The sequence below is a fragment of the Marinobacter sp. LV10R520-4 genome (assembly GCF_002563815.1).
Classification (GTDB): domain Bacteria; phylum Pseudomonadota; class Gammaproteobacteria; order Pseudomonadales; family Oleiphilaceae; genus Marinobacter.
Genome location: NZ_PDJM01000001.1, coordinates 590,458 through 615,001, shown reverse-complemented (window position 1 = coordinate 615,001; position 24,544 = coordinate 590,458). Strand labels below are relative to the sequence as shown.

The window sequence follows — 24,544 nt, the reverse complement described above, 5'->3', positions numbered from 1 at the left end:
TCAAATCTTTAAATTGATGGAATTCTTATGAGCAGTAATGAATTAACCGACGTGCTCGAAATGAATGGCGAAGAGCGCTACGACTACTTTTTGAGCGCCGTGCTCGAAGAACGGGACGTCTGGATACTGATCAACGCCGACAACCGTTTTCTGAAACTTGTTTCGGAAGAGGAGGGCGTGGCACACGTGCCTGTGTGGCCCAGCGCCGAGTTCGCAGCGGAATATGCCAAAGGCTCAGACGATCTGACCCCGAAAAGCATTTCCCTGCCAGACTTTTTCAAAAAATGGGTGCCGGGCCTGACCAAAGACAAACTGGAAGTGGGCGTGTTCCCCGGCGCGGAAGGTACTTTGTGGATTACCTCACCGGAAGAACTAAAGCGCGATCTGCAAGAAGAGATGTCGAGCTTTTAGGTAGGGTAGGGGTCCGCCGTCACGTACTTCAAAACCTCAACCACCTGCTCAGGCGTCTGCGCCCGCGCCATGGCGGCGGAGTCCACTTCTTTCAGGGGGTGAACAATGTCGTCGCTGTGCAGGGTAATGTAAGGCGTGCCCATGGCGGCGCAGAACCCAGCGTCAAAAGCGGCGTTCCACTGTTTGTACTTGTCGCCGAAGCGAATCACTGCAAGGTCGCATTGCTCCAGCATCGTCTTGGTGCGAATACCATTCACTTTGGCTGACTGGTGATCGCGCCAGAACGCCACATCGGGCTTACCCAGCATATCCCCCGCCGCATCGCTGGCTTCGTGATGGGTGACCGGGGCGGTGAATTCCACCGGCAGGCCGGCGGCTTCTGCGCCCGCCTTAATTTGTTCACGCCAGTCGGTATGAATTTCGCCAGAAAGATAGACAGTCCAGATCATCGAGTTCTCCTGAAGTAATATTCGGGCAGATTTACTGCGGTACCAATAAAGGTGACGGTATTATACGCGAGTGAACAGCGGGATTCATTTCACGCCTTTAACACCCAGGATTCACTTGCAATTTTCCCGTTTGCGCCAATTATAGATAGTAGGACAATCATCTTTGAGCCGCTGCGAGCCGCCGTGCGCCGATATGAGGAGAACCATGGATTTCAAAGATTATTACGCCGTGCTTGGTGTGAGCGAGTCTGCCTCTCCCGAGGACATTAAAAAGTCCTATCGCAAACTGGCGCGGAAATACCATCCGGACGTGAGCAAGGAAGACAACGCCGATGAGATGTTCAAAAATGTCGGCGAAGCTTACGAAGTTCTGAAAGATCCGGAAAAACGTACCGAATATGACCAGTTGCGCAAGTACGGCGCGCAACCTGACGGTTCTTTCCAGCCACCTCCTGGCTGGCAGAGTGAATCCGGTTTTGGTGGCGGTGGCTATACTGAAGCCGATGCCAGCCAGTTCAGCGACTTTTTCGAGCAGATGTTTGGCCGTGGCCAGCAAGCCGGTGGCGGCGGTTTTCGTCAGAACATGCGCATGCGCGGTGAAGACATCCATGCCCGGCTGGCGCTGTTTCTGGAAGAAGCCTACAACGGTTGTGACAAACAGGTTTCGTTCGCTGTGCACGACGCAGACGAGCGTGGCCGGGTTGTGGCGCGGCAGAAAACCCTCAAAGTTAAAATTCCCGCCGGTATGCGCGAGGGTCAGCACATTCGCCTGAAAGGCCAGGGTTCGCCCGGTGTGGGTGGTGCCAGCGCCGGCGACCTGTTTATTGAAGTGGAACTGGCGCCCCATCCTCAGTTCACAGTTGACGGTAACGATGTGTTGATCACCGTGCCTATCAGCCCGTGGGAGGGCGCGTTAGGCGCCAGTATTACGGTGCCGGTAGTCGGTGGTAAAGTGAGCGTGAAGGTACCCAAAGGTTCTTCCAGCGGTCGTAAGCTGCGCCTGAAAGGCAAAGGCTTGCCTGGCAAACACGTCGGAGATCAGATTGTGACGTTGCAGGTGACGCTACCTGAGGAGCACTCGGAACAAGCGTTGGCCATTTACCAGCAGCTGGCAGACGCCGAAAAAGACTTCAATCCACGCGCCAGACTGCACGTGTAACCGGAGGTTTGGGATGAGCAGACAAGACCACATTTTGACTGTAGAAATTACCGATGCCGACGGTGGCGTGTTTACATTGCACGAGATTTGCGAGCGTGGCGAATGCCACGCAGAATTCGTGATTAAGCTGGTGAACTACGGCATTGTGTCGCCCATCGAAGAGCATCATCTTCCGCGGGACTGGCAATTCGATGTAATGGCCTTAACACGCCTGCAGCGGGCCCTAAGATTGCAGCAGGATTTGAAACTGAATTTGCCTGGTCTGGCGGTATCGCTCGATTTGCTGGATGAAGTTCAGCAAATGCGTAGGGAAGTGAGTCGCCTGAACCAGCGCCTTCGACAGCTATCAGGCGAATAGGCTAAACGTAAGCAATCGGCGCGTGTTGATGACAGCAGCGCCGTTATTCCGTTTTCTAAGCTCTCTTTTCGAGCGCTTGAATTTCCGCATACAGACTTTCCGCTTCTAACATGAGCGTACTGTGGGTGCGTAAATCTCCATTGCGCTGATAGTGCAGTGCCTTCTCCAACTTGGCCTCGTAGGCTTTTTGCAGCTTTTTCTTCGGGTCGCTTTTAAATAATCCAAACATGCATTTACTCTCCTTCAATAATATTTTGGATGTATACGGCAAGTATATCGAATCCGATGACTAGGCCAACACGACTGGATTGTGCTTTACTGCTGGGCCTTAAACACACAACGGAGTTGGTTTTCATGGGTGAAGCAAAACGTCGCCAGCACAGCGGTCACGCTGCGGCTCGTAAACCGGCCAGCAAACGCTCACTGGCCTTGGGTGTTATGACCATAGTTGTCGTCGTGATGTTGATTGGCCTGTTCTTTATAACGTCTGGCCCGTCGCCAGATTCTGACGAATTGCCAGTTGCGCAGCAAGGCACGCCGGCGTTTCCAGCCGAGCTGGATCAGTTTGGCGTTTCAGTGGGTGCAGCTGATGCGCCGGTTGTGGTGCGGGAATTTGCGGATTATCAGTGCCCGGCATGTGCCCGTTTTGCCGACGCTAGCCAACGCTTGAAAAAAGAGTATGTGGAAAGCGGTAAGGTGCGTTTTGTGTATTTTGATCTGCCGCTGTCACAACATGCCAATGCCATGCCGGCGGCCCAGGCCGCACGCTGCGCGGGCGACCAGAATGCCTATTGGCCTATGCACGAAACACTGTACAGCAATCAGTCGAGCTGGTCAGACGTATCAGATCCGCAGGCAACGTTCACCCGTTATGCCGGCGACCTTGGCCTGAGTGAAAATCGCTTCAGCCGCTGTATGGCAACCGAACTGCACCGCGAGGCCATCGAACAAAGCGCCAAAGTGGCAACCCAGTTACGGGTGGTCAGCACACCCACTGTGATGGTCGACAACATCGTCCTGACCCGCCCGGGCTGGGGTCAGCTGTCTGCCGTGGTAGAACGCGAACTGGCTGCCCGCCGCTAATTTTTAGGTGATACCCGGCCGCAGCGTGTTGCTGCGGCCACTCCTGACTTGATCCATCGCCTTAATGGGCTAAAATCACCCCCTCTTTGAATGCTCGACTACCCCAACCATGCTCCGGATTTACGATCCGGCCCGCAGGAGATTGCTATGACTGATTCCGTTGTTGTGTGTGCGCTGTATAAATTCGCGGTTCTGAATGACTACCAGGCGCTGCGCCAGCCGCTGCTGAGCCTGATGTTGGAAAAAGGTGTGCATGGCACATTATTGCTGGCCAGTGAGGGTATAAATGGCACCGTAGCCGGCAGCCGCGACGGCGTTGATGCGATAAAGGCCTGGATTAACAGCGATGACCGTTTTGCCGGCATTGAATACAAGGAATCGTTTGTCGGCGAGCAGCCGTTCAAGCGCACCAAAGTCAAGCTGAAGAAAGAAATTGTCACCATGGGCGTCGAGGGCATTGATCCGAAGCGCATCGTGGGCACCTACCTGAATCCCGAGCAGTGGAATGAATTGATCTCCGATCCAGACGTTGTGCTGGTTGATACCCGCAACCAGTATGAAGTGGAAATTGGCACCTTCAAAAACGCCCTCAACCCCGCCACGGATACGTTTCGCGAATTTCCCGAATATGTAAGGCAGAACCTTGATCCGGCCAAACACAAAAAGGTCGCCATGTTTTGCACCGGCGGTATCCGCTGTGAAAAGTCGACGGCTTATATGAAAGAGCAGGGCTTTGACGAGGTGTATCACCTCAAAGGCGGCATTTTGAAATACCTGGAAGAGATGCCGGAAGAGAAAAGCTTGTGGGAAGGTGAGTGTTTTGTATTTGACGATCGTGTCACGGTCAATCATCGCCTTGAACGTGGTGACTACGACCAGTGCCACGCCTGCCGTCGCCCGATCACGGAGGCTAACAAGCTGCGGCCGGAATACAGCAAAGGCGTGAGCTGTCACCAGTGCGCTGGCGTATCAAGCGAGTCTCAAAAGGCGCGTTTTGCCGAGCGCGAACGGCAAATGCGCCTGGCAGAGGAGCGTGGTGAAGTTCACGTAGGAGGCGATGCGGCCCGCGTTGTTGCTGAACGCAAAAAGCGCAAGCAGGCCGAGTGCGCACGTCAGGCCAAATTAAGCCTGGACGGCGAAAAAGCCCGCTCCTGATGGGCTCAACGCTAGACCCAGCGCAAGAAGTGAGCATCAGAAAAGCCGTTAGCGGCCTGCTTCTTTAAGGCTTTTTAGGTTTGGCCTTCTTGGCGGCCAGGGCCAGTGTTTCGCCGTAAATTCTGCGCACGTCTTTGGCAAACTGCTCTACCGAATAGTCCTTGGCAAACGCCAGGGCCTGTTCTGCTAACTGATGGCGCAGCCCATCCTGTTCCATTAATTGTTGTACTCGCTCGCACCACAGGCTTTGTTTCTCCGGTGTTTTAAAGCCGTTGACACCTTGGCGCACGACGTCATCAATTCCACTTGAACGCACGGCCACGACCGGTAAGCCCGCCGCCATAGCCTCCAGAATCACCATGCCCTGGGTTTCTGATTTCGACGCAAACACGAAGATGTCGCCTAATTGATACCAGGTGGCCATAACCGCAGGCTCAATGCTGCCGGCCAGGGTGATGTGCTGCTGCAAGCCCAGGTCGTCTATTTTTTGTTGCAGGCGTTCACGCTGATGGCCTTCGCCAATCATGACAAAGTGAAACGCAACGGCGGTTTTACGGCGCAGTTCATTCAGCCCATCGATCATAAAGTCGATGTTTTTCTCGTTCGACAGTCGCGACACACTCACCAGCACTTTCTCGTTTTTCAGGCCCAATCGTTTGCGCAATTTTTGCACGTCGGCAGGGTTCACAGCTTGGAAACGCTCATACTCAATGCCGGTAGGCTGCACGTAAACGGGGGATTTAACCCCGATCATCCGAAGATATTCTTCAATCGAGTAAGTGGGAACAATCACCGTGTCGCACTTGTTGGCAAAGCGTTTGATCAGCGCGTGGGAAATCAGATTACGAAATAGCATGCCTGGCAGGGGGACAAAGTGAGCGTAATGCTCCAGCCGGGTGTGGTAGGTGTACACCGCGGGTATGTTTAACCGGCGGGCCAGAAACAGCCCGAGCGAGCCCAGCCAGAAGGGGTGGTGTAGGTGAATAATGTCTGGCTTGAAGGCCCGCAGGCGCTTGCGAATACGGCTTAGAAATATATTGGCCAAGCGGAATTCGCGCTTGGAGCCCATGGTGAGCAGCGCCGGTACCCGCAGGATGCTTTCTTCCTGTGCCGGCTGGTTCTGATAACGCGGTGCCACCACCAGTACGCTGTCGCCCATGGCTTCCAGCCCCCGGCGCAAACGGGCAATGGATATAGGCACGCCACCAATAAACGGCAAATAATTGTTGGTGAACATGGCCACCCGTATGGGCTTTTGCAAAAACGGCGAGGCGTCAAGATCGTAGTCTGGGTAGTAGTCTTTGCCAACGAAAATAAGGCCGTAGAGCTTAATATTCACCGCGGAAAACACAGCCACCAGCAAAAAGAAATTTAGGTAGCCGGTATAAAACAGCGAATAGATAAAGAACCACAGGCTTTCCAGTTTTTTCAAAAGCGGATGCTGGCCCACCTCCAGCCTTTGCAGTGTGTGGCTGACGTTGCCGTCAGTATCAATTTGCAGCGTCAGATAGTGGTAGAAACTGATGTCGTCATTCATTACCAGGCCGCCCGCACCGCCGGTGGTTATAAACAGGGTGTTGTCGATTATTTGCTCGTCGTAAAGGGACAGGTTTGCAGAGATGACCGCGTTTACGTCGTACTTCTTGACGATGTCCAGCAGCGCCTTACGGAATTCCGGTGGCTGTAGATAGTCGTCACTCTGGTCAAAAGGTGCACTTTGGGATGGATGTAACGGCGGGTCACCCATAAAGATAATGCGGGCCTTGGAGGTGTCTTCGGCCAGCAGTTCATCGAGCCAACGCAGTTGCCATTGCCAGGCGGTTTTGCCGGTGCTGTCGAGGAAGATTAACCGGCTGACACCGGCGCGCACGCTGTAAAAATGCGGGCCGAAATGATCGTAAAAGCGAAAGCTGCCAAAATTGTCGTATTCGTTGTCGCCAAAGGTCATCAACCAGGGAATGTTCAGGTGCCCCAGCGAGCCAAACAACGCCCGGTATTTGTCTTCGCCACCGCTGCTGACCGCATTACCGGCGGACACCATAAAGTCGTATTCGCCCGCGTTTAGCGCTGGCACGATACGTTCCTCAAAAATACCGATGGAGTTATTGATGTTGCCAACCACCGCGAAGCTTAGTGGTTGGTCGTTTGCCAGGGCCTCGCTAATACGCTCTGCCTGCTCGGAATGCAGGGAGTTGAAGTCCTTCATAAACAGGTTCAGGTATACCTTGTAGCCCACCAGCAGAACCACCACGGTGAGGCAAAGGTAAAAAAGCCATTTCAGTAGCGGTGGGCGATTCATGGTTTGGCTCTCCGTTGCCTTATCAACTCCCGTTGCATGACCACCAGGCCAATCAGCATACCGAGATAAATTGTCAGAAAACGCCAGGCCACAATCACCAGCAGAAGATGTGAGGGCGCCAGGATCTCGCTGAAAAAACTGCCAAACACGCCTTCTGAAATGCCTGATGCCCCCGGGGTGGGCGAGAAATACATGATGAAGGTTGTGACCACCAGCAAGCCTAGCGTTGTTATATAGTCCACCGTGTAATCCAGGCTGTGGAGCAAAAGGGCCGGAAAGCTGAACAGACTGAGCAGAAATACAGCGGTCAAAAACACCGATAGCGCAATATACATTGGCTGGCCGCGCAGATAATCGCTAAAACTGGCGGAAAATCGCAGCATCTCCCGCTTGGCTTTGAACTGCCAGTGTCGGTGGCGTTCGGCGCTGATCAGCTTCAGGTGCCACAAAACCGTCAGCAGTTTCGCCAAAGGCGCCATCAGCCAGCGTGTGCGCATTAATAACACCGCGAAAAACCCCAGATACAGCAAGATGAAAAACGTCAGTGCGATACCCACATTGCCGCTGATTGCGCGTCCCTCCAATGCCCCCAGTGACAGCAGAAACACCGGTGTCAGCGAAAAAATGAAAATAACGGCTAACAGAGTCCGGATAGTCGTGGCTGCAGTTGCGGTACCAATGGGCACACCATGCTTGTGCAGATACCAGATTTGCGCAAAACCACCGCCGGTAGCCATAGGCGTGACGTTTGAGAAAAACAGATTGATAAACACCAGCCGGGCGATAACCCTGGTGTTCAGCCGGTGCCCCAGCGCGCGCAGAGTAAAATGAAGGCGTAAGGCGTCAGCACCGTAGTAAACAAAAAGCAGGGCAGCCAGCGACAGCAGCGTAGCCGGTTCCAGCAAGCGGTTGTCAAAGCTCAGGGTTTTGTCTGCAAAATGGGTATAAACGGTGTATAGGCCAACGCCTGTAAGCACGAGGAACAAAAAGCTGAACAGCGCCAGACGTCTTCCAGAGGTGTTTTGTTGATTTGAATTGACGGCACGTTTGCCGGCGCTGTCTGCCTGCGCTTTTGGTCTTGGTTCGGACACTTGTGGGCGGGTTAGATGTCTTTTAGTGGGCTGGTTCACAGCAAAGGTACTCAAGTCAGACTTATAAAAGCTGCATGGCCGATTAAGAGTGTGTAGCCTAACATAACCTTGAAAAGCCCTCGGCAGATCACAATTAAACCTTGTACACCTGCCATTCATTGACTGCGTGCTTACAGGCGTTGCGCGGTTTACCAACAGGTTTTTATTATGCCAAAACACTTTGAACAGGCGCCCGGACTTCATCACGAGCCAGTGCCAGAGACGGAAGGCTTTGTGTTTAATCAGACTATGCTGCGAGTAAAAGATCCGCAAAAATCCCTGGATTTTTACAGTCGGGTTTTGGGTATGCGTTTGGTCCGCAAACTGGATTTTCCGGAAATGAAATTCACCCTGTATTTTCTGGGGTATCTGGATGATCGTCAGGCCAGCATGGTGCCGACCGATAACGCCCACCGCACCACTTACACCTTTGGCCGCGAAGCCATGTTGGAGCTGACCCACAACTGGGGCACAGAGAACGACGACGATTTTGCCTACCACAACGGCAACGACCAGCCCCAGGGCTTTGGCCATATTGGTATCGCGGTGCCGGATGTGTACTCGGCCTGTGATCGGTTCGAGGCGTTGCACGTCGATTTTGTGAAAAAGCCGGATGACGGCAAGATGAAGGGCCTGGCGTTTATCAAAGACCCCGACGGCTACTGGATTGAAATTCTGCAGCCCGATATGCTTGAACACCAGCGCAAAGACTGATGCGCGCGGTCAGCCTTTAACGCTCACTCGTTAGTTGGCTGGCCGTGGTGGGTTACCGTAGCGTGACGCCACCACCACTGCTACGGTGAGTATAAACGCGCCCGCAAGGCCGATTGTGCCTAATTCCTCGCCCAGAATCAGCCATGCCAGTAGTGCGACAAATAAGGGTTCCAAGATAACAATGATGCTGGCCAGGGTGGCCGGCGTTGTTTGCATGCCTGCAAAAAAGCATAGGTAGCCAATACAGGTTGGCACTATCCCGATGTAAATCACCATCAGCCAGTGCTGCCATCGAAGGTTTTGCACATCGGCAAAGCCGCCACTGAAATAGACCGCTGGCAGCAAGACCAACGCAGCGGTGAAGAAACACAGAAAGGCGGTGGTAAACACCGGCGTTCGCGCAGAGTTGTAACGGCTGGTCAGGTTGAACCCGGTGTATACAGCTGCGGCCAGCAGCGACATTAAAATACCGGCCAAGCGTAGCGTACCCGCAGTTTCCATATCGCTCAACACCAGCATAACGGTACCGGCTATGGCCACGAACAGTGCCGCCAGGGTAATCGCGCCCGGTTTTTCACCCAGTATGGGCGCCGCCAGCAGGGCCACAAACACCGGTGGCAGGCACAGCGAAATCAACGTGGCAATGCCGGCACCGGTCAAATCCACCGCCACCAAATAGCTGCCCTGATACACAGCCTGAAAAATGCCCAGTCCGGCCAGTGGTATCAGGGCCTTTAACGGAAGCTGGCCCAGGCGGGTGAGCGGTGCAGGGCCGTCTGTCGGGTTTTGCCGTTGTTGACTGGCCAACTGGTGCTGCTCACGGCGCATCAGCAGCCAAAAAAACGGCAGGGCCACCATTAATCTGAGTAAGCCCAGGGTAAGGCCTCCCAAATCAGAACTGGCAAACAGAAATTTAGCGACGATGCTGGTGGTAGACCAGAGCACGGCGGCAAACGCGATCAGCAATACACCCCTGAGCATAACAACGTCCGGCAAAAAGAAAGGAAGCTATGATAGGCGTTGGGGCCTGTTGCGACCAGCCCGTTTGTGTTTGTTCGAGACAAAACAACGGCTGCGCCGTTTCCAGGGCGGCCGTTGTTGCTTTGTTGTTACCTTTTAGCCAATTCTCGAGCACTTTTCAGGCGTTGCCCGTAGGAACCGCTGCGCCTTTTAAAGCTGGGCTCGGCGCTCGGCTTTGTACTTAAAACGTAAAAGTGCGCATTTCTGAATTCAACATCTGTTCTGCCATTTCCGGTGGCGTAGCAACACCCACGCCGTCCAGCAGGTCTTCTTTGCTGTAATCGCTGTTAGGCAGGTAAAGCGCGCATACGTTGGCAGTGCCGCCTTGTTTCAACAGACCACGAAGCATCTGGCCCGGAGTCACGTCTTTCGGCTTCAGGGCCGGTGCGTCGTAAGCTTTCAAGGCCAGGTCGCCGGCTTTGTCACACAGCAACACATTCACCTTGGCACCTTTCTGGGCCATTGTGTTGGACAGTACCATGGCCATACCCTGTGTTTGCAGGGATTCGCTGGACAGAATTATCAGTACTTCGTCAATCATTTGCTGATCCCCCGCTTGCGCAGCCATTGGGCCCATAGCCGTCACAGACATCACAGCGGCGACTGCCAGTGTTTTGAATGATTTCATCATGGTTTGAAACTCCTGAGTGATTTGATGAATTCGAGTTGCATTCACCATAGAACACTGTGGTAGAAGGTTCAGTGACAATGTCACGCACTGCGGGGTTGCGAACATCTTTACGCCGCGCTGCGACCGCTAAGCTGCGCTAGCAGTCGCCCGGTGCTCCAAAGTACAACGCGCAACAGAGGCGTTGTCAGCCAAAGAAGGCCGCGCAAAAGATAAAGAGCCGGCATTAGCAGCAATAACCAACCAACCCATTGAATCAGTAAGGCCGGTGCGCCAATCACGTCGGCCAGTTCGACCAGAAAGTCGTTAATCAGGCTGGGGTGGGTAATTACCAGATAGCCTGCGCCTACAATCAGCGGCCACTTTGCATAGCGGGCGCTGCTGAGTACCAAACGGCCACCGCGACTGAAACGGACGGCCAGGGCCGCAGAGCGCGTGCCGCGGCTGGCATTCTGGGTGGTTGCCGCAGCGAATCGGCCAATACGCAGAACTTTCACCGCGCTGGCGAACACCACCACATCCAGCGCCGCCCAGCCAATATCAGCGGCGCCAATGGGTTCATTCATGCGATGGCGTTTTTCCAGTTGGCGCAGGCCACCGGCGAAAAACTGGTTCAGCCCTTCCAGAACACGCTCGCTTGCAATCCACTCAACCTTGCCCTCTGGATTAACCAGAAACTGACCCAGAAAATCATGACCTTCGGTATGAATGTATTGAACCGCGTACCAACCGCGCTCGGTGGGTGTTAGTGGCTGTACAGTATTAACGATCGTCGAGCTGTTTTCGTTATCGGTAAACCATTGTTTGAACAGCTGGTATTGCGTGCCAGCCCGGTTCATCCATTCAATGGACCCAACAGAATTGGACACAAAATAGTGGATGGGAGGCAACACCGAATCGCCATGTTGCCGCAGAATTTCCTGAAACTCCGGCTCGCCGCCGTAAATGAGTAGCAGTTGGCGGGCCATAACCGGGTATTTCAACAGAGCGGTTCTTGCCTTTAGCACCAGCAGAGGATCATCAGCCATATCCGCTAGAACAGCCTGCAAATCAACGGATTCGTGCTCAAGGCCGGGGAGCTCGCCCAACACATCGCTGGCGTGAATGCGGATGAGTTTTTGCTCAACCGGAACGGGTTCGGCAGCAAGGCTGAAGAAAGTGGCCAGTAAGGCGGCCAATACAAATACACCTAAGAGTCTTTTCATCCCCGGTTCATCCTTAGTTCCCATCTAATGCCATAGGGCCTTGAAAGAGGGTGCTGGCGCACGAAGGTCGTTAGGTACAGTATGGAGTTATTGCAACAGGAGATCACACTATGCGCGTATTAATCGCTGGAGCTAACGGTCAGATAGGCCGTCATTTATTGGAAAAGATGGCAGACACCGAGCACGAGGCACGGGCCTTGATTCGCGACCCGGAGCAGGGGCCGGACCTGCAAAAACTGGGCGCCACCGAAACCGTGGTGGGAGATCTGGAAGGTGATTGCCGCGAAGCGTTACGTGGTTGTGACGCGGTTATTTTTACCGCAGGTTCAGGCCCCAAAACCGGCCCTGAAAAAACCGTCGACGTAGACCAGAACGGCGCCATCAACCTGATGGAAACCGCAAAACAAATGGGTATCAAGCGCTTTATAATTGTTAGCAGCATGCGCGCAGACAAGCCTGGCGATGCCCCTGAAAAGATTCGCCATTATCTGGAAGCAAAACACAAAGCAGACGAGCATCTGGTGGCCAGCGGCCTTACCTACACCATTGTACGCCCCGGGCCACTTACTGAAGATTCGGGCAGCGGTAAGGTCGATATTCGTGAAACCCTCGACCGCTCGGGCGACATTCCCCGGGAAGACGTAGCCAATGTACTGCTGGCGGTGTTGAATTCAGACAACTGCGATAACCGCACATTCGAAGTGCTCTCTGGTACGACGCCGGTGGATGAGGCGTTGGTGGCGTTGTGATGTCATCGGTTCTGTTCCTGAATTCAAGTTTTAAGCCCCGTAGATTGAATGACAATTTAATTGATGGCGAACAGTGATGGCGAACATTAATGGAGAGCAGCAGTGCCTGAAGGACCCGAAATACGTCGCATGGTCGACGATATTCAAAGCGCCGTTGGCCAATGCAAGGCGGACAAGGTGTTTTTCGCCTTCGACCGCTTCAAAAGCTTTGAACCAACATTGGCCGGCCGCCTGGTAACGTCGGTAGAGGCCCGCGGTAAAGCCGTACTGGTTTTTTTTTCGGCCCTCGGCGATGACGGACCTTGGTGCGTGTACAGCCACAACCAGCTTTACGGCCAGTGGCGAATTAGCAAGGCGGACACCCAACCAAAAACCGGACGCCAACTGCGCTTTGCGGTTATCGGGTCAGAAAAAGCCGCTTGGCTTTATAGTGCATCTGACATTCGACTGGTGCGGCCTGACGATTTGGAACAGGTGGAGTATCTGGTGCGGTTGGGGCCTGATCCGGTCAACCAGACCGTTTCGGTCGAAAACGTGCTCGCGCAATTTGATGATAAGCGCTTTCGCGGCCGCGGCCTGGGTGGTTTGCTTTTGGACCAGGGGTTTATCGCCGGCGTGGGCAATTATCTGCGCTCGGAAATCCTGTTTGAAGCGGGCTTGATGCCTTCGGCGAAGCCAAAGGACTTGTCAGCAGAAGCCCGTGAGCGATTGGCCAAGGCCATTCTGGTTCTGATTGAACGAACTTACCGCCTGAAAGGCATTACCAACGATCCTGAACGAGTGAAAAGACTAAAGCGGGAAGGGCGCACCTTTTCCCAGCGCCGATTTATGGTGTTCAATCGCGACTCCGAGCCTTGCTACGAATGCGAAACGCCCATCGTAAAAAGCAGCGTTGCCAGCCGGCGGTTGTATTATTGCCCTCAGTGTCAAGCGGAATGAAATCAACTTACCCAAGCTGATCATTTTCGCACCACATGCCCGCAGGCCCTGTGTTGTAGCGGCTCACTGGACCTATCCTTGCCCTGCTCACAATGTTATCCACAGCTTTTGTGGGTAACTGTCAGTGGATAAGTTGATAAATAATGAGGTATATCGCTTTGGCGCTGCGTTTTTTTTCGTGGGCGTCTAGCGACTGTCTAGATAGTGCATCCACAGCAGCCGCGCTGCGACGGCGCGCCAAGGCGACCAAGCGTTGGCAATGTCCACCTGTTGCTGGCGGGTTGCGGGTGCATCCAGTTGTTTTACTTCCTGCATGGCCGCCGCCAGTGCCAAATCACCCAGCGGCCAAACATCCGGCCGGCGCAATGCCATCAAGTAGTATACGTCAACGCTCCATGGGCCTAGCCCGGGGACAGCCAAGAGCGCGTTGCGCCCTTCTGTGTCGCTCAGAGCGTCTAACTGCGCCAAATTGAGTTTGCCGGTATGAATGCGCTCTGCCAATCCAAAGCAGTAACGGGCTTTTTGACGAGTTAGCCCAAACGCTTTCAGTTCTTCCTCACCTGCTGAAACCACACGTTGCGGCGACATTTCACCCAGGTGCGTGCATAGCCGTTCGAACACGGTTTGCGCGGCTTTTATAGAAATTTGTTGCTCCAGAATAATGTGCACCAGTGAAGCAAAACCAGGTTCCCGCGCCCACAGCGGCGGCGTACCCAGGCGGGCATAAATGTGGCCAAGATCCGCATCGACAGCGGCCAGCTGCTGTGCTCCGTAATCAAGGCTTTCATCGGTGAGCGACGTTTTTTGCATTAAAACAATCCAAGCTGGGGCCGTTGTGCGGCCAGATCCAAAGCAGCTACCTGCGGCAGGCGTTCCTGTAACAGCTTACTCCAAAGTTGCGCCAGAGCCAGTGCATCGCCGTTGTCGGGCATGTGCATGAACACAAAGGGCTGTTGGCCCTGTTCAATCCACTGGCCGACACGCTCTACCCAAGGCGCCAGAAAAGGAGGGTTATGCTCAAGTTGTGGATGACCGATGTAGCGGATCATTGGTGGCGCGTTCACCGGCAGGAGATGAACCGGAACCCTCGGTTTTTTGCGCTGGGCATCGCGAATGATATCGGTGCCGGGTTCTGCCGAGAACAGCGCACGACTATCCAAGCAGACACGGGACTTGTTGCGCTCACGCAGCCCGCGGTTGAGCGATTTTTCGGCCTCGCCCTTACTGAAAAATGCGCTGTTACGCACTTCTACAGCGCAGGTGAGAGACTCTGGCAATTTATCCATAAACCGCCATAGCCGATCCAGATGTTCCGGCTTAAAAGCCGCCGGCAGCTGAATGAACATTGGGCCGAGCACGTCATTCAACGGCGAAAGTATGTCCAAAAATGCGTTTGTGTCAGCTGTTATACCTGACAGTAATTGATCGTGAGTAATTCGACGGGGAAATTTGAACAGAAAGCGAAAATCGTCCGGCACCTGCAAGCGCCACTGGCGGCACTGCTCCTGGCTAGGCGTGGCGTAAAACGTCGTGTTGCCTTCCACACAATTCAGTACCTGGCTGTAACGAACCAGTGGCGACTGGCCCGGCGGTAGCGAGTTGTTCCAGGCCGGATCTTGCCATTGCGGGCAGCCGAGGAAGTAGGGGAGCGCCATTGCTGGGTGATATCCTGATGTAGATTGTCTTTTTGATACAGTCGCTTGAATCAAACCATAAATTGTCACTGCGGAACAAATGAATCTCGCAAGTGTTTAGGAGCTCACGAATGTTTTGAAAAGCGCGCTCAATCGTGGTCATGAATAGCACACTCCCCGCTAGAGTCCATTTCACAGGCAGACACAAAGAGATGCCCAGCTTTGGCTGCCCGGGTTTTAATCCTTTTATCTAGGGAAGAGAGATCGGAAATGATGGCTGGCTCAGTTGCCGTATGCTGACGCTGACCAATGTCAGTCAGCTGCGCTGAGCCTTTATCTGGCTGCTCATGCCCATTAAGGCCCTGGGGTAGTTCTGGTGGCTGAGCGGTCGCTGCAGAGCCACTTCCAGGGCCGCCTCCCGAATTGAATCGCACTAACGGCCCAGATATGGTTATGCCGTTGGGGTCGAGCTTCAGAAAACTGCCGCCGGCTGACAGTGTGACCTCTGCCCCTGCATCAATCACCACTTTCAGGCCGGCTTTGTGATGAATTTCGGTACCGGCTTCGACCAGTTGGGCTTTGCCGAAGTGGCTGTGGTGGCTGCCGCCCGTGGTGAGGCTGTAATCGCCACCGATGTGCTGGCGCTGTTCGCCGTTGATCGTGCTGTGTTCGTTGCCTTTGGTGTGGCTGAAGCGGTTTTGCCCAACGGTCAGATGGCTGTCATTTTTGATGACTTCGGTGCGGTTGTTCTGTGTGAGCAGGTCGAGATTTTTCTGGGCGTGGACGTAGATGTGTTCTTTGTTGACTTCGTCTTCAAAGCGCAGTTCGTTGCTGCCTTCGCCTTTGTGGGTCTGGGTTTTCAGGGTGGTGCGTGTTTTGTGCAAGGGCAGGGCGTAAGGCGGTGTGTTGGTGGCGTGATAGGTGCGGCCTGTAATGATGGGCTGGTCCGGGTCGCCGTCCAGAAACGACACGATCACTTCGTGGCCAATGCGCGGTAGGGCCATAAAACCATACTGGCCGCCGGCCCAGCCTTGGCTCACGCGCAGCCATGCGCTGCTGTGTTGGTTGTTCTCTGAGTAGCGATCCCACGGGAAGCGCACCTTTACTCGCCCATATTCGTCGCAGTGAATCTCTTCGCCATCCGGGCCGGTGACAATAGCAATCTGGGGTCCGTCCATTAACGGGCGCTGAGTGCATCGGGGGCGCCAGTTGATATGTGCGGGAACCGCACTGAAGCGGTTGTGATAGGTGGTTGGTTCAGCACCGGCTTCTTCTTCCAGCGCTTGTGGTTGGCTACCGCTGTGAGTAACGCGGGTTATCAGCCAGTCCTGATTGAATCTTTCGTTGTTGTGACGGGTGAGCTGTACTTTGGCGCCGCAGGTAAAATCAGGGCGGTTGCTTTCGCCGCTGGCGACGCTGGCGTCATTCCTTAAGGCATCCAGCCTGACTTGGGTAAACCGTTTGCCGCTGGCATCGGTTTTGAAACGCCCGGGGTATTCGTAGTGCTGGTAGTCATCGCGGTGCTCAAGGCTGCTGGCCGTGTGTTCGTGCATCAGTCCGTAGGCGGGTTTGTGGAAGGTGTAGTCTTTCATGGCCACCGCTGCGGTTCTTACCCGTTGCTCGTAACGCAGGCGGAATACCGCGGGTTGCCGACTGCTGCCACCGGCTTTGGCGTTGTATTCAACAGCTTCCAGCCTGGGGGCGTTGCGATGGTTGTCGGCCACAATCAGGGAGGGTTGTTCCTGGCCGTCAACGCTGCCGTGCTGATAGCGGCCGTGGTGATAACGCCCGTGTTGATAACGCCCGTGTTGATAACGATAGTGCCAGCCCTCTTCGGCGGCAAGCCGTTCAAGAAAAGCAAGATCGCTTTCCCGGTGTTGCACGCAATATTCTCTTTCTGGCGGCGTGTGTTGCAGATCAAACACCGCATCAGCAATGCCCCTCTCGCGTACAAGCGTACTCAGGATGTTGTCGGTGCTTTGGCTTTGGAATATGCGGCTGTTGTGCATCAGCCCTAGGCGCCATAGAGGCGGTTGGATAACCACTTCGTAGTGAGTACGGCGGTGCCCGCTGTCGCCGCGGACAAACTCGCTGACAACACCGGTAAAGCGGCGAATTGCTGCGCCGTTCTGCCAGATGGTTAGCTCTAACCACTGCTCTAATATGTCAGCGGCCGCCAGCGTCGGCAGGTTGCTGGCCATTTTAAGACGGCCATGAACCAGCTCCGACAGGCCTTCGGTGAGCTCAAGGCCGAATACGGAGAAAACATTTTCGGGCAGTTCGCCAACATGGGCAGTGAACTGCAGTCCTTTTGCTTGGTGCATATCTTCAGTCCTTGAAAATATGTGTATTTGTTGAAAAATCCGGGTTGAACGTTAACAGTGCGTTTGCGATAAATCTAGGGGCCAGCTCTCGGTTTTGAACTCTCGCCTACAACTTCACACAGACAAAAAGCGCGTTTCCCGAGGTCTGGTCCCAAAGAGCGATTGTGTCGTAATCGTGTTCGAAGATGTGAACGTCAAAATACGGCAACAGAAGCTCTTTTAATTGATTAAAGCTCACTGCCACCATCGGATGCTCGTCCTGCCACGTTTGTATAACACCGTCTGTGGTTTTGCCAATGCCCAGTTTAAGCGATTGCCGGTTGCCCGTGCCGCCATAATGCCAGGCCGAGCTGAAGGTGAAGTGGCTGCCCTCATGGCTGACGGTGTGGCTGACGCATAGGTTGTTGTCGATTTTGTGTTTGTCGACCGCGTTAAAACAGAACACACCACCCGGTTTTAACGCCTGGTGCACGCAGGCGAGGCATTTTTGTAGCGCCTCAAGTTCGCCGCTGTAATGAATGGAGTACAGAAAACAGGTGATCACGTCCAGCCTCTCATTCACTTGAAAATCGCACATGTCGCCCAGTACAAACTGTGCTTCGGGGCAGCGGACTTTTGCCATTTCTAGCATGGGCTGACTGATGTCCAGCCCGCAGCTGTTGTAGCCGGCATCGATGAAGTAACGCACGTGGGGGCCGGTGCCGCAGGCCAGATCCAGATGGCTGTTGCCGCCATTACCGAACAACTGATGCAGGCGCTGTGCGCTGTGGCTCTGGGCCTGGTAGTTGATGTCGGTACACAACAAATCGTAATAGCCCGACAGGTCGGTGTAGAGCGCGTTGGAGGACATAGCAGCCTGAGTGTGTGAGGGGTAAATAGAGCGTGTTGGCGATAAATAGGTTGGCGCAGCATCCTATCCCAAAGTGCTGTGTTTGCGAAGGGTGCGGCGCCCCAGGCAATCTAGATTGCTTGCGCGGCCTCCTGCCGTGGGTTGCGGGGGTAATAGCGTTCCGGCAGGCGTTCGATGTGGGGAAAGAAGCGAGTGTCTTTGTAAGGCATTTTCATAAAGCCGGACACGCCAAGGCCGGTGATCTCATCAACAGCGGCCAGAATTTCGTCCAGGTGCTCGCGGAATTCGTCCTCTTTGGCGGGGTCCAGAAGGCGGTATTGGCTGTGAATTTTCAGGTGCAGGGGCAGGGCTTCAAAAATTAGCATGCCGGTATGGCGGATGCTGTTCAAGGCTTCGAGCGCTGTAATGATAGTGGGCGGCAGCACTAGAAACTCTTCGGGGTCTGGGCCGTCTTCAAAGTAAGAGTGTACTCGTGAACGGTCTTCTACCTCTGGTGCCGAACTGATCTGATACGGCAAATGCATGGTCGGCGGCGTCACAAACGGCTGGTCGGCTTGATCGCGTTCAATGTGCAGTGTGTCGCGGGCGTTGAACAGGCAGCTTTTAAAGATGCCCTGGCGGTAGATGGCCTGGGCCAGGTTGACCATGTTGTTGACGGCAGTGGTGAAGGCGCCTTTCAGTTGTGGGTCGTGCAGGTGCAAGGAGGTGTCTACATAAATGCCGTCAGGCTCCCAACGTACTGCCAAGCCGCCTTCTAACGGGTAGCGGCCAAGGCGGCTGACCGCAGCCAGGAACGCTTTTTCAGTGTCGCCCATGCCCTGCATGAAGTTTTTGTAGTAACGGTCTAGCTGCACGTCGTTAACGTCGTCTAATGTGTTTACCGCGCCTTCCTGGCGCAGGAAGGATTTGCGCGAGCTGTACACCACCGTGTCGATTTCGCGACCGGGCTGGCGTATCCAAACTGGCACCAGTGGAACGGGCGCAGGTTCGGGCAGATCAATCATCACCGTGCGCGCCATTCTGGGCATTTCCCGAATGTAGTAGTCACCGGCTTGTTGGCGCTGCTGAGGGTCAGGGCTGAGCATGCCGTCCAGCATGCGGGCGAATTCCATGGGCAGTCCCAACGAGTCGGCGGGTATCGCTTGGTGGCCAAAGCGGCAGGATTGGCCGGAGGCCAGAGCGTAAAGAGTAGCTGCGGCGCCTTGCTCATCGAAGCGCGGCGATGACAGCCCGCCGTAAAGTTGCTCTTCGCCAATAAAGTACACGTCGCCCAGCCGTGCGTTGGTTTGTTGCAGGTTGTCTGACATCAGCTCCATCACGCTGTTGTTAAGAAACTGCTGGTTGGCATCCAGTTGAGCGAACACCGACGAGCCCCAGTCGATCAGGGCGGTGTTTTCGTGCTTGGCGTCGAAGACCAGATTCGAGGGTTTGATGTCGCCGTGCACAATGGGTCGTTTGCCATCGGTGGATTCCCGGCGCAGATTGCGCAGAATGTCTGCCAGCTGGTCGGCGATGCGGATGATCAGCCGCGGCTTCAGGCGCCCTTCGCGCAGCGATACCACTTCCAAATTTAACCCTGGCGCTCGTTCCATCACCAGAATGGGTTGGCTGCGCGCCCGTTGGAAAGCAATCAGGCGCGGCACCCGCGGGTGCTCTACCTGTTCCAGAATATAGGCTTCGTCTTCTAAGCGATCATGCAGGTGGCGTGGCAGATTGATGCGGATGAATTTGAACACGTGTTCCAGGTCGCTGGCGCCTTCCAGCGCTAGTTTGCCGGAAAACACAAAGCCGTAAGCGCCTTTGCCGATCATCTCGATGTCGCGATATCCCAGCGTTTGCAGTTGGGTAGTACAGAGCGCAACCCAGTTTTTCAGTTTGCGCGCATCATCGTGACTGAGCAGGTAAATGGACTGCTCTTCGGGTATGTAGAACTGTTGAATCTGCGAGGGCGTTGCCGGCTGCCCCCGCATTTTTTTCGGCCGGGCCATCTGGCTTAGCCCAAGTGCAAGAGCATGGACTGTGGCGATTCCAGATAGCCTTTCCAGCAATTACTGAAACGGGCAATGGTGCCGCCGTCGATTATGCGGTGATCCCCCGCCCAGCTGACGGGCATAATAGCGCGCGCAGTTACATTGCCTGCCTGATCAAAGCGCGGCAGTGTTTGGGTGCGGCCCAAGGCTACAATCGCCACTTCCGGTGCGTTGATGATGGGTGAAGCGTAGGTGCCGCCTAATGCCCCAATGTTGGAAATAGTGATGGTGCCGCCTTTCAAGTCGTCTTGAGCCACGCGGCCTTCGCGGGCCGCTTCGGTCAGGCGCGTCACTTCATCGGCAATTTCTAGCAGGGTGAGGTGTTCCACGCCTTTGATATTGGGCACCATCAGCCCGGCTTTGCTGTCCACCGCCATACCAATGTTGCATTGGGGCTGGTAATGGATTTCAGTGACCTCGTCGTTTACCCGGCTGTTCAGAATTGGGTAGTCGCGAATGGCCAGGGCCATGGCTTTCATGATGAACGGCATCAAGGTGAGCCGTGATCCGCTGGCTTCGGCCAAGGGTTTGAGCTGCGCGCGCAGAGCCAGCAGTTCGGTTACATCAATGTCTTCATTGAAGATGAAGTGGGGAATGGTGGAGGCTGAAGCCACCATGCGTTTGGCCATCACTGCCTTCATACCCTTGATCGGTTCTATGCGAACCTGCTGGTCAATGGCGCCGGAGCGCTTCGCTGATTGAGCGCCCACGGACTCGTTTGTTCGGCCTTCTGGCTGTTTCAGGTGAGCCAGCACATCTTCTTTCAGCACCCGGCCGTCTCTGCCGGAGCCGCTGATGTGACCCAACGACAAATCGTACTCGCGCATCAGGCGTCTTACCGCCGGGCTGGCCGGGGTTTTGATTTCCGTTGCACTTGTTGTTTCATTAGAGCCGTTGCTATCGCTCGCCTGTTTTTTTGTTTCGGCCTTTTGACTGGCCGGCGCTGAACTTATGTTAGCTTTTTCTGGGGCGGAGCCGTCGTCATTGTTGGCGACGCTCTCTTCCTGCTCGCTACCCTCTTCTGACAATTCAAACAGGGGTGCGTGCACCTTGGCAATATCGCCTTCTTTGTAATAAAGCCGTTTGACCTGTCCCTTGTGAGGTGCGGGTATTTCCACCAGCGCTTTGTCGGTCATTACTTCAACCACCGGCTGATCTTCTTCGATCATATCGCCTTCGCTGACCAGCCACTTCACCAGTTCGCACTCTACAATGCCTTCGCCGATATCGGGCAGTATAAAATCACTCATGTTTGTTCTCCTGTCCTGATACCGGGTTAGAATTCGACGCTGTCGCAAATGGCTTCATACACCTTCAACAGATTGGGAAAGTGTTCTTTTTCCAGCACCAGCGGGAAGGGCGTGTCCATTCCGGCTACCCGGGCAATAGGCGATTCCAAATATAGAAAGCAGCGCTCTTGAATAGTGGCCGCGATTTCGCCGGCAAAGCCACCGGTTAACGGGGCCTCGTGGGTAATCACCAGTCGCCCGGTTTTCAGAACCGATTTGGCCACAGTATCAACGTCCCAGGGCAATATGCTGCGCAGGTCGATTACTTCGCAGGAAATTCCGTCTTTTTCTGCCATCTCCACCGCGTGTTCGATGACTTCCATTTGCGCACCCCAGCCCAGAACCGTCACGTCTGTGCCTTCTTTGAGGACTTCAGCTTCGCCTAGTGGAAGTTGGTAGGCTTCTTCCGGCACCTCGCCCACGGATGCCCGGTACAGGCGCTTGGGCTCGAAGAACAGCACCGGGTCGGGGTCGTGAATGGCGGCCAACAAAAGGCCTTTGGCCTGATGTGGATTGCGTGGCACTACCACTTTCAGGCCCGGTGTGTGGGCAAAATAGGCTTCCGGTGACTGGGAGTGGTACAGGCCGCCTGCAATGCCGCCGCCGTAAGGTGCGCGAATGGTCAGCCCGCCGACGTCAAACAGATTGCCGGAGCGATAACGGAATTTCGCGGTTTCGTTCACGATCTGGTCAAAGGCCGGGAAAATGTAGTCGGCGAATTGTATTTCCGCCACCGGCACCGAGCCTTGCGCCGCCAGACCGTTGGCGAAGCCGATGATGCCTTGTTCCACTAAAGGCGTGTTAAAACAGCGCGTCTTGCCGTACTTTTGTTGCAGATTGCTGGTGGCGCGGAATACCCCGCCAAAAATGCCCACGTCTTCGCCAAAGCACAGCACCCGCTCATTCGCCGCCATGGCTGTATCCAAGGCGTTGTTAATGGCTTGCAGCATGTTCATCTTAGCCATTTCAAGCCTCTCCTTTTTGGGTGCTAGCGGGTTTTCCAGTAATAGCCGGATCGTTCGCGCTCTTCGGGTAGGCGTCCGGGTGCCGGCGAATGTGCGCTTTCAGTTTCTCGAACTGCGCATTCAGGGCTGGCGGCACTTCTTTGTAAACATCGGTGATTAAGGTTTCCAGTGCCGGTGGTGGCCGCTTCTGCGCTTGCTTCATGGTTTCAAGAACCTCGCGGCGCAGGCGTTCCTGTAATTCTTTTTCTTCGCTGTCTGTCCACCAATCGTGTGACTTCAGCCAGTTTTGAGTACGCAGAATTGGATCTTTTTCACGCCAGATGGCTTCTTCGTCTTTGCTGCGGTAGCCGGAGGGGTCATCGGAGGACGAGTGGGCGGCCAAGCGGTACGTCATGGCTTCAATCAGTACCGGGCGGTTCTCTTCTACGGCCAGCTGGCGGGCTTTTTCGGTGGCCTGGTACACCGCCAGAACGTCGTTGCCGTCTACCCGAATCACGTCCATTTTGTAGCCGTAGGCCCGCGGCGCTATACCATCGGCAGCGAACTGCTCGGAGGCCGGTGTGGAAATCGCATAACCGTTATTGCGGCAGAAAAAGATCACAGGTACCCGGTGAACGGCGGCCATATTCAGAGCCGCATGGAAGTCGCCTTCGGAGGCGGCGCCTTCGCCAAAGTAGACCAGTGTACAGTGGCCTTCACCGGCCAGCTTCTGGCCATAAGCATAACCGGTGGCCTGGGGAATCTGGGTGGCCAACGGTGATGAAATGGTCATGTAATAGAGTTTTTTCGAACCGTAATGCACCGGCATCTGCCGGCCTTTGCCGTAGTCTTTGTCGTTACCGAACAGCTGGTTCATGAACTCGTCGATGGTGAATCCACGGTAGGCCAGCGCACCTTGTTCGCGGTATTGGGCCATAATCATGTCGCTATCACCCAGTGCTGCTGCACTGCCAATAACGGCGGCTTCTTCACCGGTGCATTGCATGTAAAAGCTGAGCCGGCCCTGGCGTTGGGCGGCTAACATGCGCTCGTCCAGAATGCGGGTGGTGACCATGGCGTGGTAAATGCGCAGGGCTTTTTCTTTGCTTATATCAGGCGCTTTACCGCCTTTGTACAGCGAGCCGTCCTGTTTGAGCAGTTTGAAGGTGGAAATTCGAAACTCCGCGCCATCAGTGAAAATGGGGGAGTGCACGGTTTTTGACTTTGTTGTTGTCATTATCCTCGTCCTTGGGTGGTGGCTTGAGGAACACAGAGCCCCTTGTGAGGGCTTTGGTTTTGTCAGCTTAAGGGTGCTAATCTTTTCCACAGTATAGAACGCATTGTGCGAACTCGCCGATGGAAAAGTTGACCTTAACGTAAAGTGCGGCTTTTGAGTAGTATCTTGAACAGTATCCTAAGCAATATCTTGAATAGCATCTTAAGTGAGGTAATTCCATGGTGGATGAAAACCGTCACATCGTTTGCCCAAACTGCAACAAAGTAAATCGGGTTCCTGCCAGTCGCTTGTCAGCGGGTGGCACCTGCGGTGCGTGCAAGCAGCTGTTGTGGCCAGATAACGTGCCTGAGTTTACTGAACAGGCGTTCGCCACTCACATCGCTCGTAGCGACTTGCCGGTGCTGGTGGATTTTTGGGCCAGCTGGTGCGGCCCCTGCAAGGCTATGGCGCCGCAGTTTGCGCTGGCGGCGAAAGACTGGAAGGGTAAAGTACGCTTTGCCAAGCTGAATACCGAGCAGCACCCAGGCCCGTCGGGGCAGTTTGGGATTCGCAGTATTCCCACGCTGATTCTGTTTCGCAATGGCCGCGAGCATGCTCGTCAGAGTGGCGCCATGAATCAGGCTCAGATTGATCAGTGGCTGGGCGCTCAGGTGAAGTAGCCTGAATGAGATCAGTCTTTCTGTTCATCCTGTTTGTCGAGAGCTTCCTGCTCGGCTTTGCGTTTGCGCACCTTTTCCAGTTTTTCGCCAGACAGGCTCATGGTGCCGGACGTGTCACGCAGCATAAACAGGCTGCCTAAAATCAGCGCCAGTGAGGCGAGTAAGATAATCCAACCGATCATTGGCATAGCAATTGTCCTTATACCGAGGGCATAACTCTGATAATGGACCTGCAATCTGAAACAGGCCAGTGCGGTGTTTGGCGGGCATCACTTATC

Annotated in this window: 25 protein-coding genes; 9 read left to right on the top strand and 16 right to left on the bottom strand. The window is 54.6% G+C overall.

Features of this window, described 5'->3' with window-relative positions; all coding sequences use genetic code 11:
• Nucleotides 1–27 precede the first annotated feature (27 nt).
• Nucleotides 28–411 carry a DUF2750 domain-containing protein gene (locus tag ATG98_RS02930; protein ID WP_098422102.1) on the top strand — a complete coding sequence of 128 codons (384 nt, stop codon included), beginning with the start codon at nucleotides 28–30 and terminating at the stop codon, nucleotides 409–411.
• Here the strand turns inward: ATG98_RS02930 and ATG98_RS02925 are convergent.
• A complete protein-coding gene (locus ATG98_RS02925) occupies nucleotides 408–860 on the bottom strand; it encodes a YtoQ family protein (protein WP_098422101.1) in 453 nt (150 codons plus the stop codon). The two genes, ATG98_RS02930 and ATG98_RS02925, sit on opposite strands and share 4 nt — an antisense overlap.
• 205 nt (nucleotides 861–1,065) lie before the next feature.
• Here ATG98_RS02925 and ATG98_RS02920 point away from each other — a divergent pair, with 205 nt between their 5' ends.
• Both ATG98_RS02920 and ATG98_RS02915 read left to right on the top strand, forming a co-directional pair.
• Nucleotides 1,066–2,019, top strand: coding sequence for a DnaJ C-terminal domain-containing protein (locus ATG98_RS02920; protein ID WP_098422100.1), 954 nt, complete (start codon nucleotides 1,066–1,068; stop codon nucleotides 2,017–2,019).
• Between the two features lie 13 nt (nucleotides 2,020–2,032).
• Complete coding sequence (locus tag ATG98_RS02915; RefSeq protein WP_098419425.1) at nucleotides 2,033–2,377, top strand: chaperone modulator CbpM; 345 nt, start codon at nucleotides 2,033–2,035, stop codon at nucleotides 2,375–2,377.
• 55 nt (nucleotides 2,378–2,432) lie between these two features.
• On the opposite strand, the gene ATG98_RS21410 is transcribed toward ATG98_RS02915, so the two are convergent.
• Nucleotides 2,433–2,606 (bottom strand): DUF6435 family protein, encoded by a 174-nt coding sequence (locus ATG98_RS21410; RefSeq protein WP_143751152.1) that lies wholly within the window; start codon nucleotides 2,604–2,606, stop codon nucleotides 2,433–2,435.
• Nucleotides 2,607–2,731: 125 nt separating this feature from the next.
• On the opposite strand from ATG98_RS21410, the gene ATG98_RS02910 reads away from it, so the two are divergent.
• Nucleotides 2,732–3,460: a DsbA family protein gene (locus tag ATG98_RS02910; RefSeq protein WP_098419424.1), complete on the top strand. Its 729-nt coding sequence runs from the start codon at nucleotides 2,732–2,734 to the stop codon at nucleotides 3,458–3,460.
• 147 nt (nucleotides 3,461–3,607) lie between these two features.
• Entirely contained in the window at nucleotides 3,608–4,615 is a 1,008-nt protein-coding gene (locus tag ATG98_RS02905) for a rhodanese-related sulfurtransferase (protein ID WP_098419423.1), read from the top strand.
• A gap of 64 nt (nucleotides 4,616–4,679) precedes the next feature.
• Here ATG98_RS02905 and ATG98_RS02900 read toward each other — a convergent pair whose 3' ends face one another.
• Together ATG98_RS02900 and ATG98_RS02895 are read right to left on the bottom strand one after the other, a co-directional pair.
• On the bottom strand, nucleotides 4,680–6,914 hold the full coding sequence (locus ATG98_RS02900) for a glycosyltransferase (protein WP_098419422.1): 2,235 nt from the start codon (nucleotides 6,912–6,914) through the stop codon (nucleotides 4,680–4,682).
• Complete coding sequence (locus tag ATG98_RS02895; protein WP_228706004.1) at nucleotides 6,911–8,005, bottom strand: lysylphosphatidylglycerol synthase transmembrane domain-containing protein; 1,095 nt, start codon at nucleotides 8,003–8,005, stop codon at nucleotides 6,911–6,913. Before ATG98_RS02895 ends, ATG98_RS02900 begins: the two co-directional genes overlap by 4 nt.
• A gap of 207 nt (nucleotides 8,006–8,212) precedes the next feature.
• Between ATG98_RS02895 and gloA the strand changes: the two genes are divergently transcribed.
• Nucleotides 8,213–8,758: a lactoylglutathione lyase gene (gloA, locus tag ATG98_RS02890; RefSeq protein ID WP_098419421.1), complete on the top strand. Its 546-nt coding sequence runs from the start codon at nucleotides 8,213–8,215 to the stop codon at nucleotides 8,756–8,758.
• 30 nt (nucleotides 8,759–8,788) lie between these two features.
• Here gloA and ATG98_RS02885 read toward each other — a convergent pair whose 3' ends face one another.
• From ATG98_RS02885 to ATG98_RS02875, 3 genes are all read right to left on the bottom strand, one after another.
• Nucleotides 8,789–9,739 (bottom strand): DMT family transporter, encoded by a 951-nt coding sequence (locus ATG98_RS02885; protein WP_098419420.1) that lies wholly within the window; start codon nucleotides 9,737–9,739, stop codon nucleotides 8,789–8,791.
• A 220-nt stretch (nucleotides 9,740–9,959) separates the two neighbouring features.
• Nucleotides 9,960–10,409: a hypothetical protein gene (locus ATG98_RS02880; protein ID WP_098419419.1), complete on the bottom strand. Its 450-nt coding sequence runs from the start codon at nucleotides 10,407–10,409 to the stop codon at nucleotides 9,960–9,962.
• Nucleotides 10,410–10,516: 107 nt separating this feature from the next.
• Complete coding sequence (locus tag ATG98_RS02875; RefSeq protein ID WP_098422099.1) at nucleotides 10,517–11,611, bottom strand: hypothetical protein; 1,095 nt, start codon at nucleotides 11,609–11,611, stop codon at nucleotides 10,517–10,519.
• A gap of 110 nt (nucleotides 11,612–11,721) precedes the next feature.
• On the opposite strand from ATG98_RS02875, the gene ATG98_RS02870 reads away from it, so the two are divergent.
• Nucleotides 11,722–12,360: an SDR family oxidoreductase gene (locus ATG98_RS02870; protein WP_098419417.1), complete on the top strand. Its 639-nt coding sequence runs from the start codon at nucleotides 11,722–11,724 to the stop codon at nucleotides 12,358–12,360.
• Between the two features lie 102 nt (nucleotides 12,361–12,462).
• Entirely contained in the window at nucleotides 12,463–13,299 is an 837-nt protein-coding gene (nei, locus tag ATG98_RS02865; RefSeq protein ID WP_098422098.1) for an endonuclease VIII, read from the top strand.
• Nucleotides 13,300–13,485: 186 nt separating this feature from the next.
• On the opposite strand, the gene ATG98_RS02860 is transcribed toward nei, so the two are convergent.
• The 8 genes from ATG98_RS02860 to ATG98_RS02825 all read right to left on the bottom strand — a co-directional run bounded on the left by ATG98_RS02860 (nucleotide 13,486) and on the right by ATG98_RS02825 (nucleotide 23,607).
• Nucleotides 13,486–14,109: a DNA-3-methyladenine glycosylase family protein gene (locus ATG98_RS02860; RefSeq protein ID WP_098419415.1), complete on the bottom strand. Its 624-nt coding sequence runs from the start codon at nucleotides 14,107–14,109 to the stop codon at nucleotides 13,486–13,488.
• Nucleotides 14,109–14,954, bottom strand: a complete 846-nt coding sequence (locus ATG98_RS02855) for a DUF72 domain-containing protein (RefSeq protein WP_098422097.1) — start codon at nucleotides 14,952–14,954, stop codon at nucleotides 14,109–14,111. The genes ATG98_RS02860 and ATG98_RS02855 overlap by 1 nt, the downstream gene beginning before the upstream one ends.
• 128 nt (nucleotides 14,955–15,082) lie before the next feature.
• Nucleotides 15,083–17,257 carry a type VI secretion system Vgr family protein gene (locus ATG98_RS02850; protein ID WP_098422096.1) on the bottom strand — a complete coding sequence of 725 codons (2,175 nt, stop codon included), beginning with the start codon at nucleotides 17,255–17,257 and terminating at the stop codon, nucleotides 15,083–15,085.
• Between the two features lie 106 nt (nucleotides 17,258–17,363).
• Nucleotides 17,364–18,107 (bottom strand): class I SAM-dependent DNA methyltransferase, encoded by a 744-nt coding sequence (locus ATG98_RS02845; RefSeq protein WP_098419414.1) that lies wholly within the window; start codon nucleotides 18,105–18,107, stop codon nucleotides 17,364–17,366.
• A gap of 110 nt (nucleotides 18,108–18,217) precedes the next feature.
• Nucleotides 18,218–20,095: a protein kinase domain-containing protein gene (locus ATG98_RS02840; protein WP_098419413.1), complete on the bottom strand. Its 1,878-nt coding sequence runs from the start codon at nucleotides 20,093–20,095 to the stop codon at nucleotides 18,218–18,220.
• 5 nt (nucleotides 20,096–20,100) lie between these two features.
• On the bottom strand, nucleotides 20,101–21,387 hold the full coding sequence (locus ATG98_RS02835) for a 2-oxo acid dehydrogenase subunit E2 (protein ID WP_098419412.1): 1,287 nt from the start codon (nucleotides 21,385–21,387) through the stop codon (nucleotides 20,101–20,103).
• 26 nt (nucleotides 21,388–21,413) lie between these two features.
• Nucleotides 21,414–22,391 carry an alpha-ketoacid dehydrogenase subunit beta gene (locus tag ATG98_RS02830; RefSeq protein WP_098419411.1) on the bottom strand — a complete coding sequence of 326 codons (978 nt, stop codon included), beginning with the start codon at nucleotides 22,389–22,391 and terminating at the stop codon, nucleotides 21,414–21,416.
• Between the two features lies 1 nt (nucleotide 22,392).
• Complete coding sequence (locus ATG98_RS02825) at nucleotides 22,393–23,607, bottom strand: thiamine pyrophosphate-dependent dehydrogenase E1 component subunit alpha (protein WP_098422095.1); 1,215 nt, start codon at nucleotides 23,605–23,607, stop codon at nucleotides 22,393–22,395.
• A gap of 218 nt (nucleotides 23,608–23,825) precedes the next feature.
• On the opposite strand from ATG98_RS02825, the gene trxC reads away from it, so the two are divergent.
• On the top strand, nucleotides 23,826–24,266 hold the full coding sequence (gene trxC / locus ATG98_RS02820; RefSeq protein ID WP_416376565.1) for a thioredoxin TrxC: 441 nt from the start codon (nucleotides 23,826–23,828) through the stop codon (nucleotides 24,264–24,266).
• A gap of 11 nt (nucleotides 24,267–24,277) precedes the next feature.
• Here the strand turns inward: trxC and ATG98_RS02815 are convergent, their stop codons facing one another.
• A complete protein-coding gene (locus tag ATG98_RS02815) occupies nucleotides 24,278–24,454 on the bottom strand; it encodes a DUF2897 family protein (protein ID WP_098419409.1) in 177 nt (58 codons plus the stop codon).
• Between the last annotated feature and the right edge of the window lie 90 nt (nucleotides 24,455–24,544).

Coding starts and splice junctions, on each gene's coding strand:
- ATG98_RS02930 (WP_098422102.1), top strand. CDS start 28: ATGAGCAGTAATGAATTAACCGACGTGCTCGAAATGAATGGCGAAGAG.
- ATG98_RS02925 (WP_098422101.1), bottom strand. CDS start 860: ATGATCTGGACTGTCTATCTTTCTGGCGAAATTCATACCGACTGGCGT.
- ATG98_RS02920 (WP_098422100.1), top strand. CDS start 1,066: ATGGATTTCAAAGATTATTACGCCGTGCTTGGTGTGAGCGAGTCTGCC.
- ATG98_RS02915 (WP_098419425.1), top strand. CDS start 2,033: ATGAGCAGACAAGACCACATTTTGACTGTAGAAATTACCGATGCCGAC.
- ATG98_RS21410 (WP_143751152.1), bottom strand. CDS start 2,606: ATGTTTGGATTATTTAAAAGCGACCCGAAGAAAAAGCTGCAAAAAGCC.
- ATG98_RS02910 (WP_098419424.1), top strand. CDS start 2,732: ATGGGTGAAGCAAAACGTCGCCAGCACAGCGGTCACGCTGCGGCTCGT.
- ATG98_RS02905 (WP_098419423.1), top strand. CDS start 3,608: ATGACTGATTCCGTTGTTGTGTGTGCGCTGTATAAATTCGCGGTTCTG.
- ATG98_RS02900 (WP_098419422.1), bottom strand. CDS start 6,914: ATGAATCGCCCACCGCTACTGAAATGGCTTTTTTACCTTTGCCTCACC.
- gloA (WP_098419421.1), top strand. CDS start 8,213: ATGCCAAAACACTTTGAACAGGCGCCCGGACTTCATCACGAGCCAGTG.
- ATG98_RS02885 (WP_098419420.1), bottom strand. CDS start 9,739: ATGCTCAGGGGTGTATTGCTGATCGCGTTTGCCGCCGTGCTCTGGTCT.
- ATG98_RS02880 (WP_098419419.1), bottom strand. CDS start 10,409: ATGATGAAATCATTCAAAACACTGGCAGTCGCCGCTGTGATGTCTGTG.
- ATG98_RS02875 (WP_098422099.1), bottom strand. CDS start 11,611: ATGAAAAGACTCTTAGGTGTATTTGTATTGGCCGCCTTACTGGCCACT.
- ATG98_RS02870 (WP_098419417.1), top strand. CDS start 11,722: ATGCGCGTATTAATCGCTGGAGCTAACGGTCAGATAGGCCGTCATTTA.
- ATG98_RS02860 (WP_098419415.1), bottom strand. CDS start 14,109: ATGCAAAAAACGTCGCTCACCGATGAAAGCCTTGATTACGGAGCACAG.
- ATG98_RS02855 (WP_098422097.1), bottom strand. CDS start 14,954: ATGGCGCTCCCCTACTTCCTCGGCTGCCCGCAATGGCAAGATCCGGCC.
- ATG98_RS02850 (WP_098422096.1), bottom strand. CDS start 17,257: ATGCACCAAGCAAAAGGACTGCAGTTCACTGCCCATGTTGGCGAACTG.
- ATG98_RS02845 (WP_098419414.1), bottom strand. CDS start 18,107: ATGTCCTCCAACGCGCTCTACACCGACCTGTCGGGCTATTACGATTTG.
- ATG98_RS02840 (WP_098419413.1), bottom strand. CDS start 20,095: ATGGCCCGGCCGAAAAAAATGCGGGGGCAGCCGGCAACGCCCTCGCAG.
- ATG98_RS02835 (WP_098419412.1), bottom strand. CDS start 21,387: ATGAGTGATTTTATACTGCCCGATATCGGCGAAGGCATTGTAGAGTGC.
- ATG98_RS02830 (WP_098419411.1), bottom strand. CDS start 22,391: ATGGCTAAGATGAACATGCTGCAAGCCATTAACAACGCCTTGGATACA.
- ATG98_RS02825 (WP_098422095.1), bottom strand. CDS start 23,607: ATGACAACAACAAAGTCAAAAACCGTGCACTCCCCCATTTTCACTGAT.
- trxC (WP_416376565.1), top strand. CDS start 23,826: ATGGTGGATGAAAACCGTCACATCGTTTGCCCAAACTGCAACAAAGTA.
- ATG98_RS02815 (WP_098419409.1), bottom strand. CDS start 24,454: ATGCCAATGATCGGTTGGATTATCTTACTCGCCTCACTGGCGCTGATT.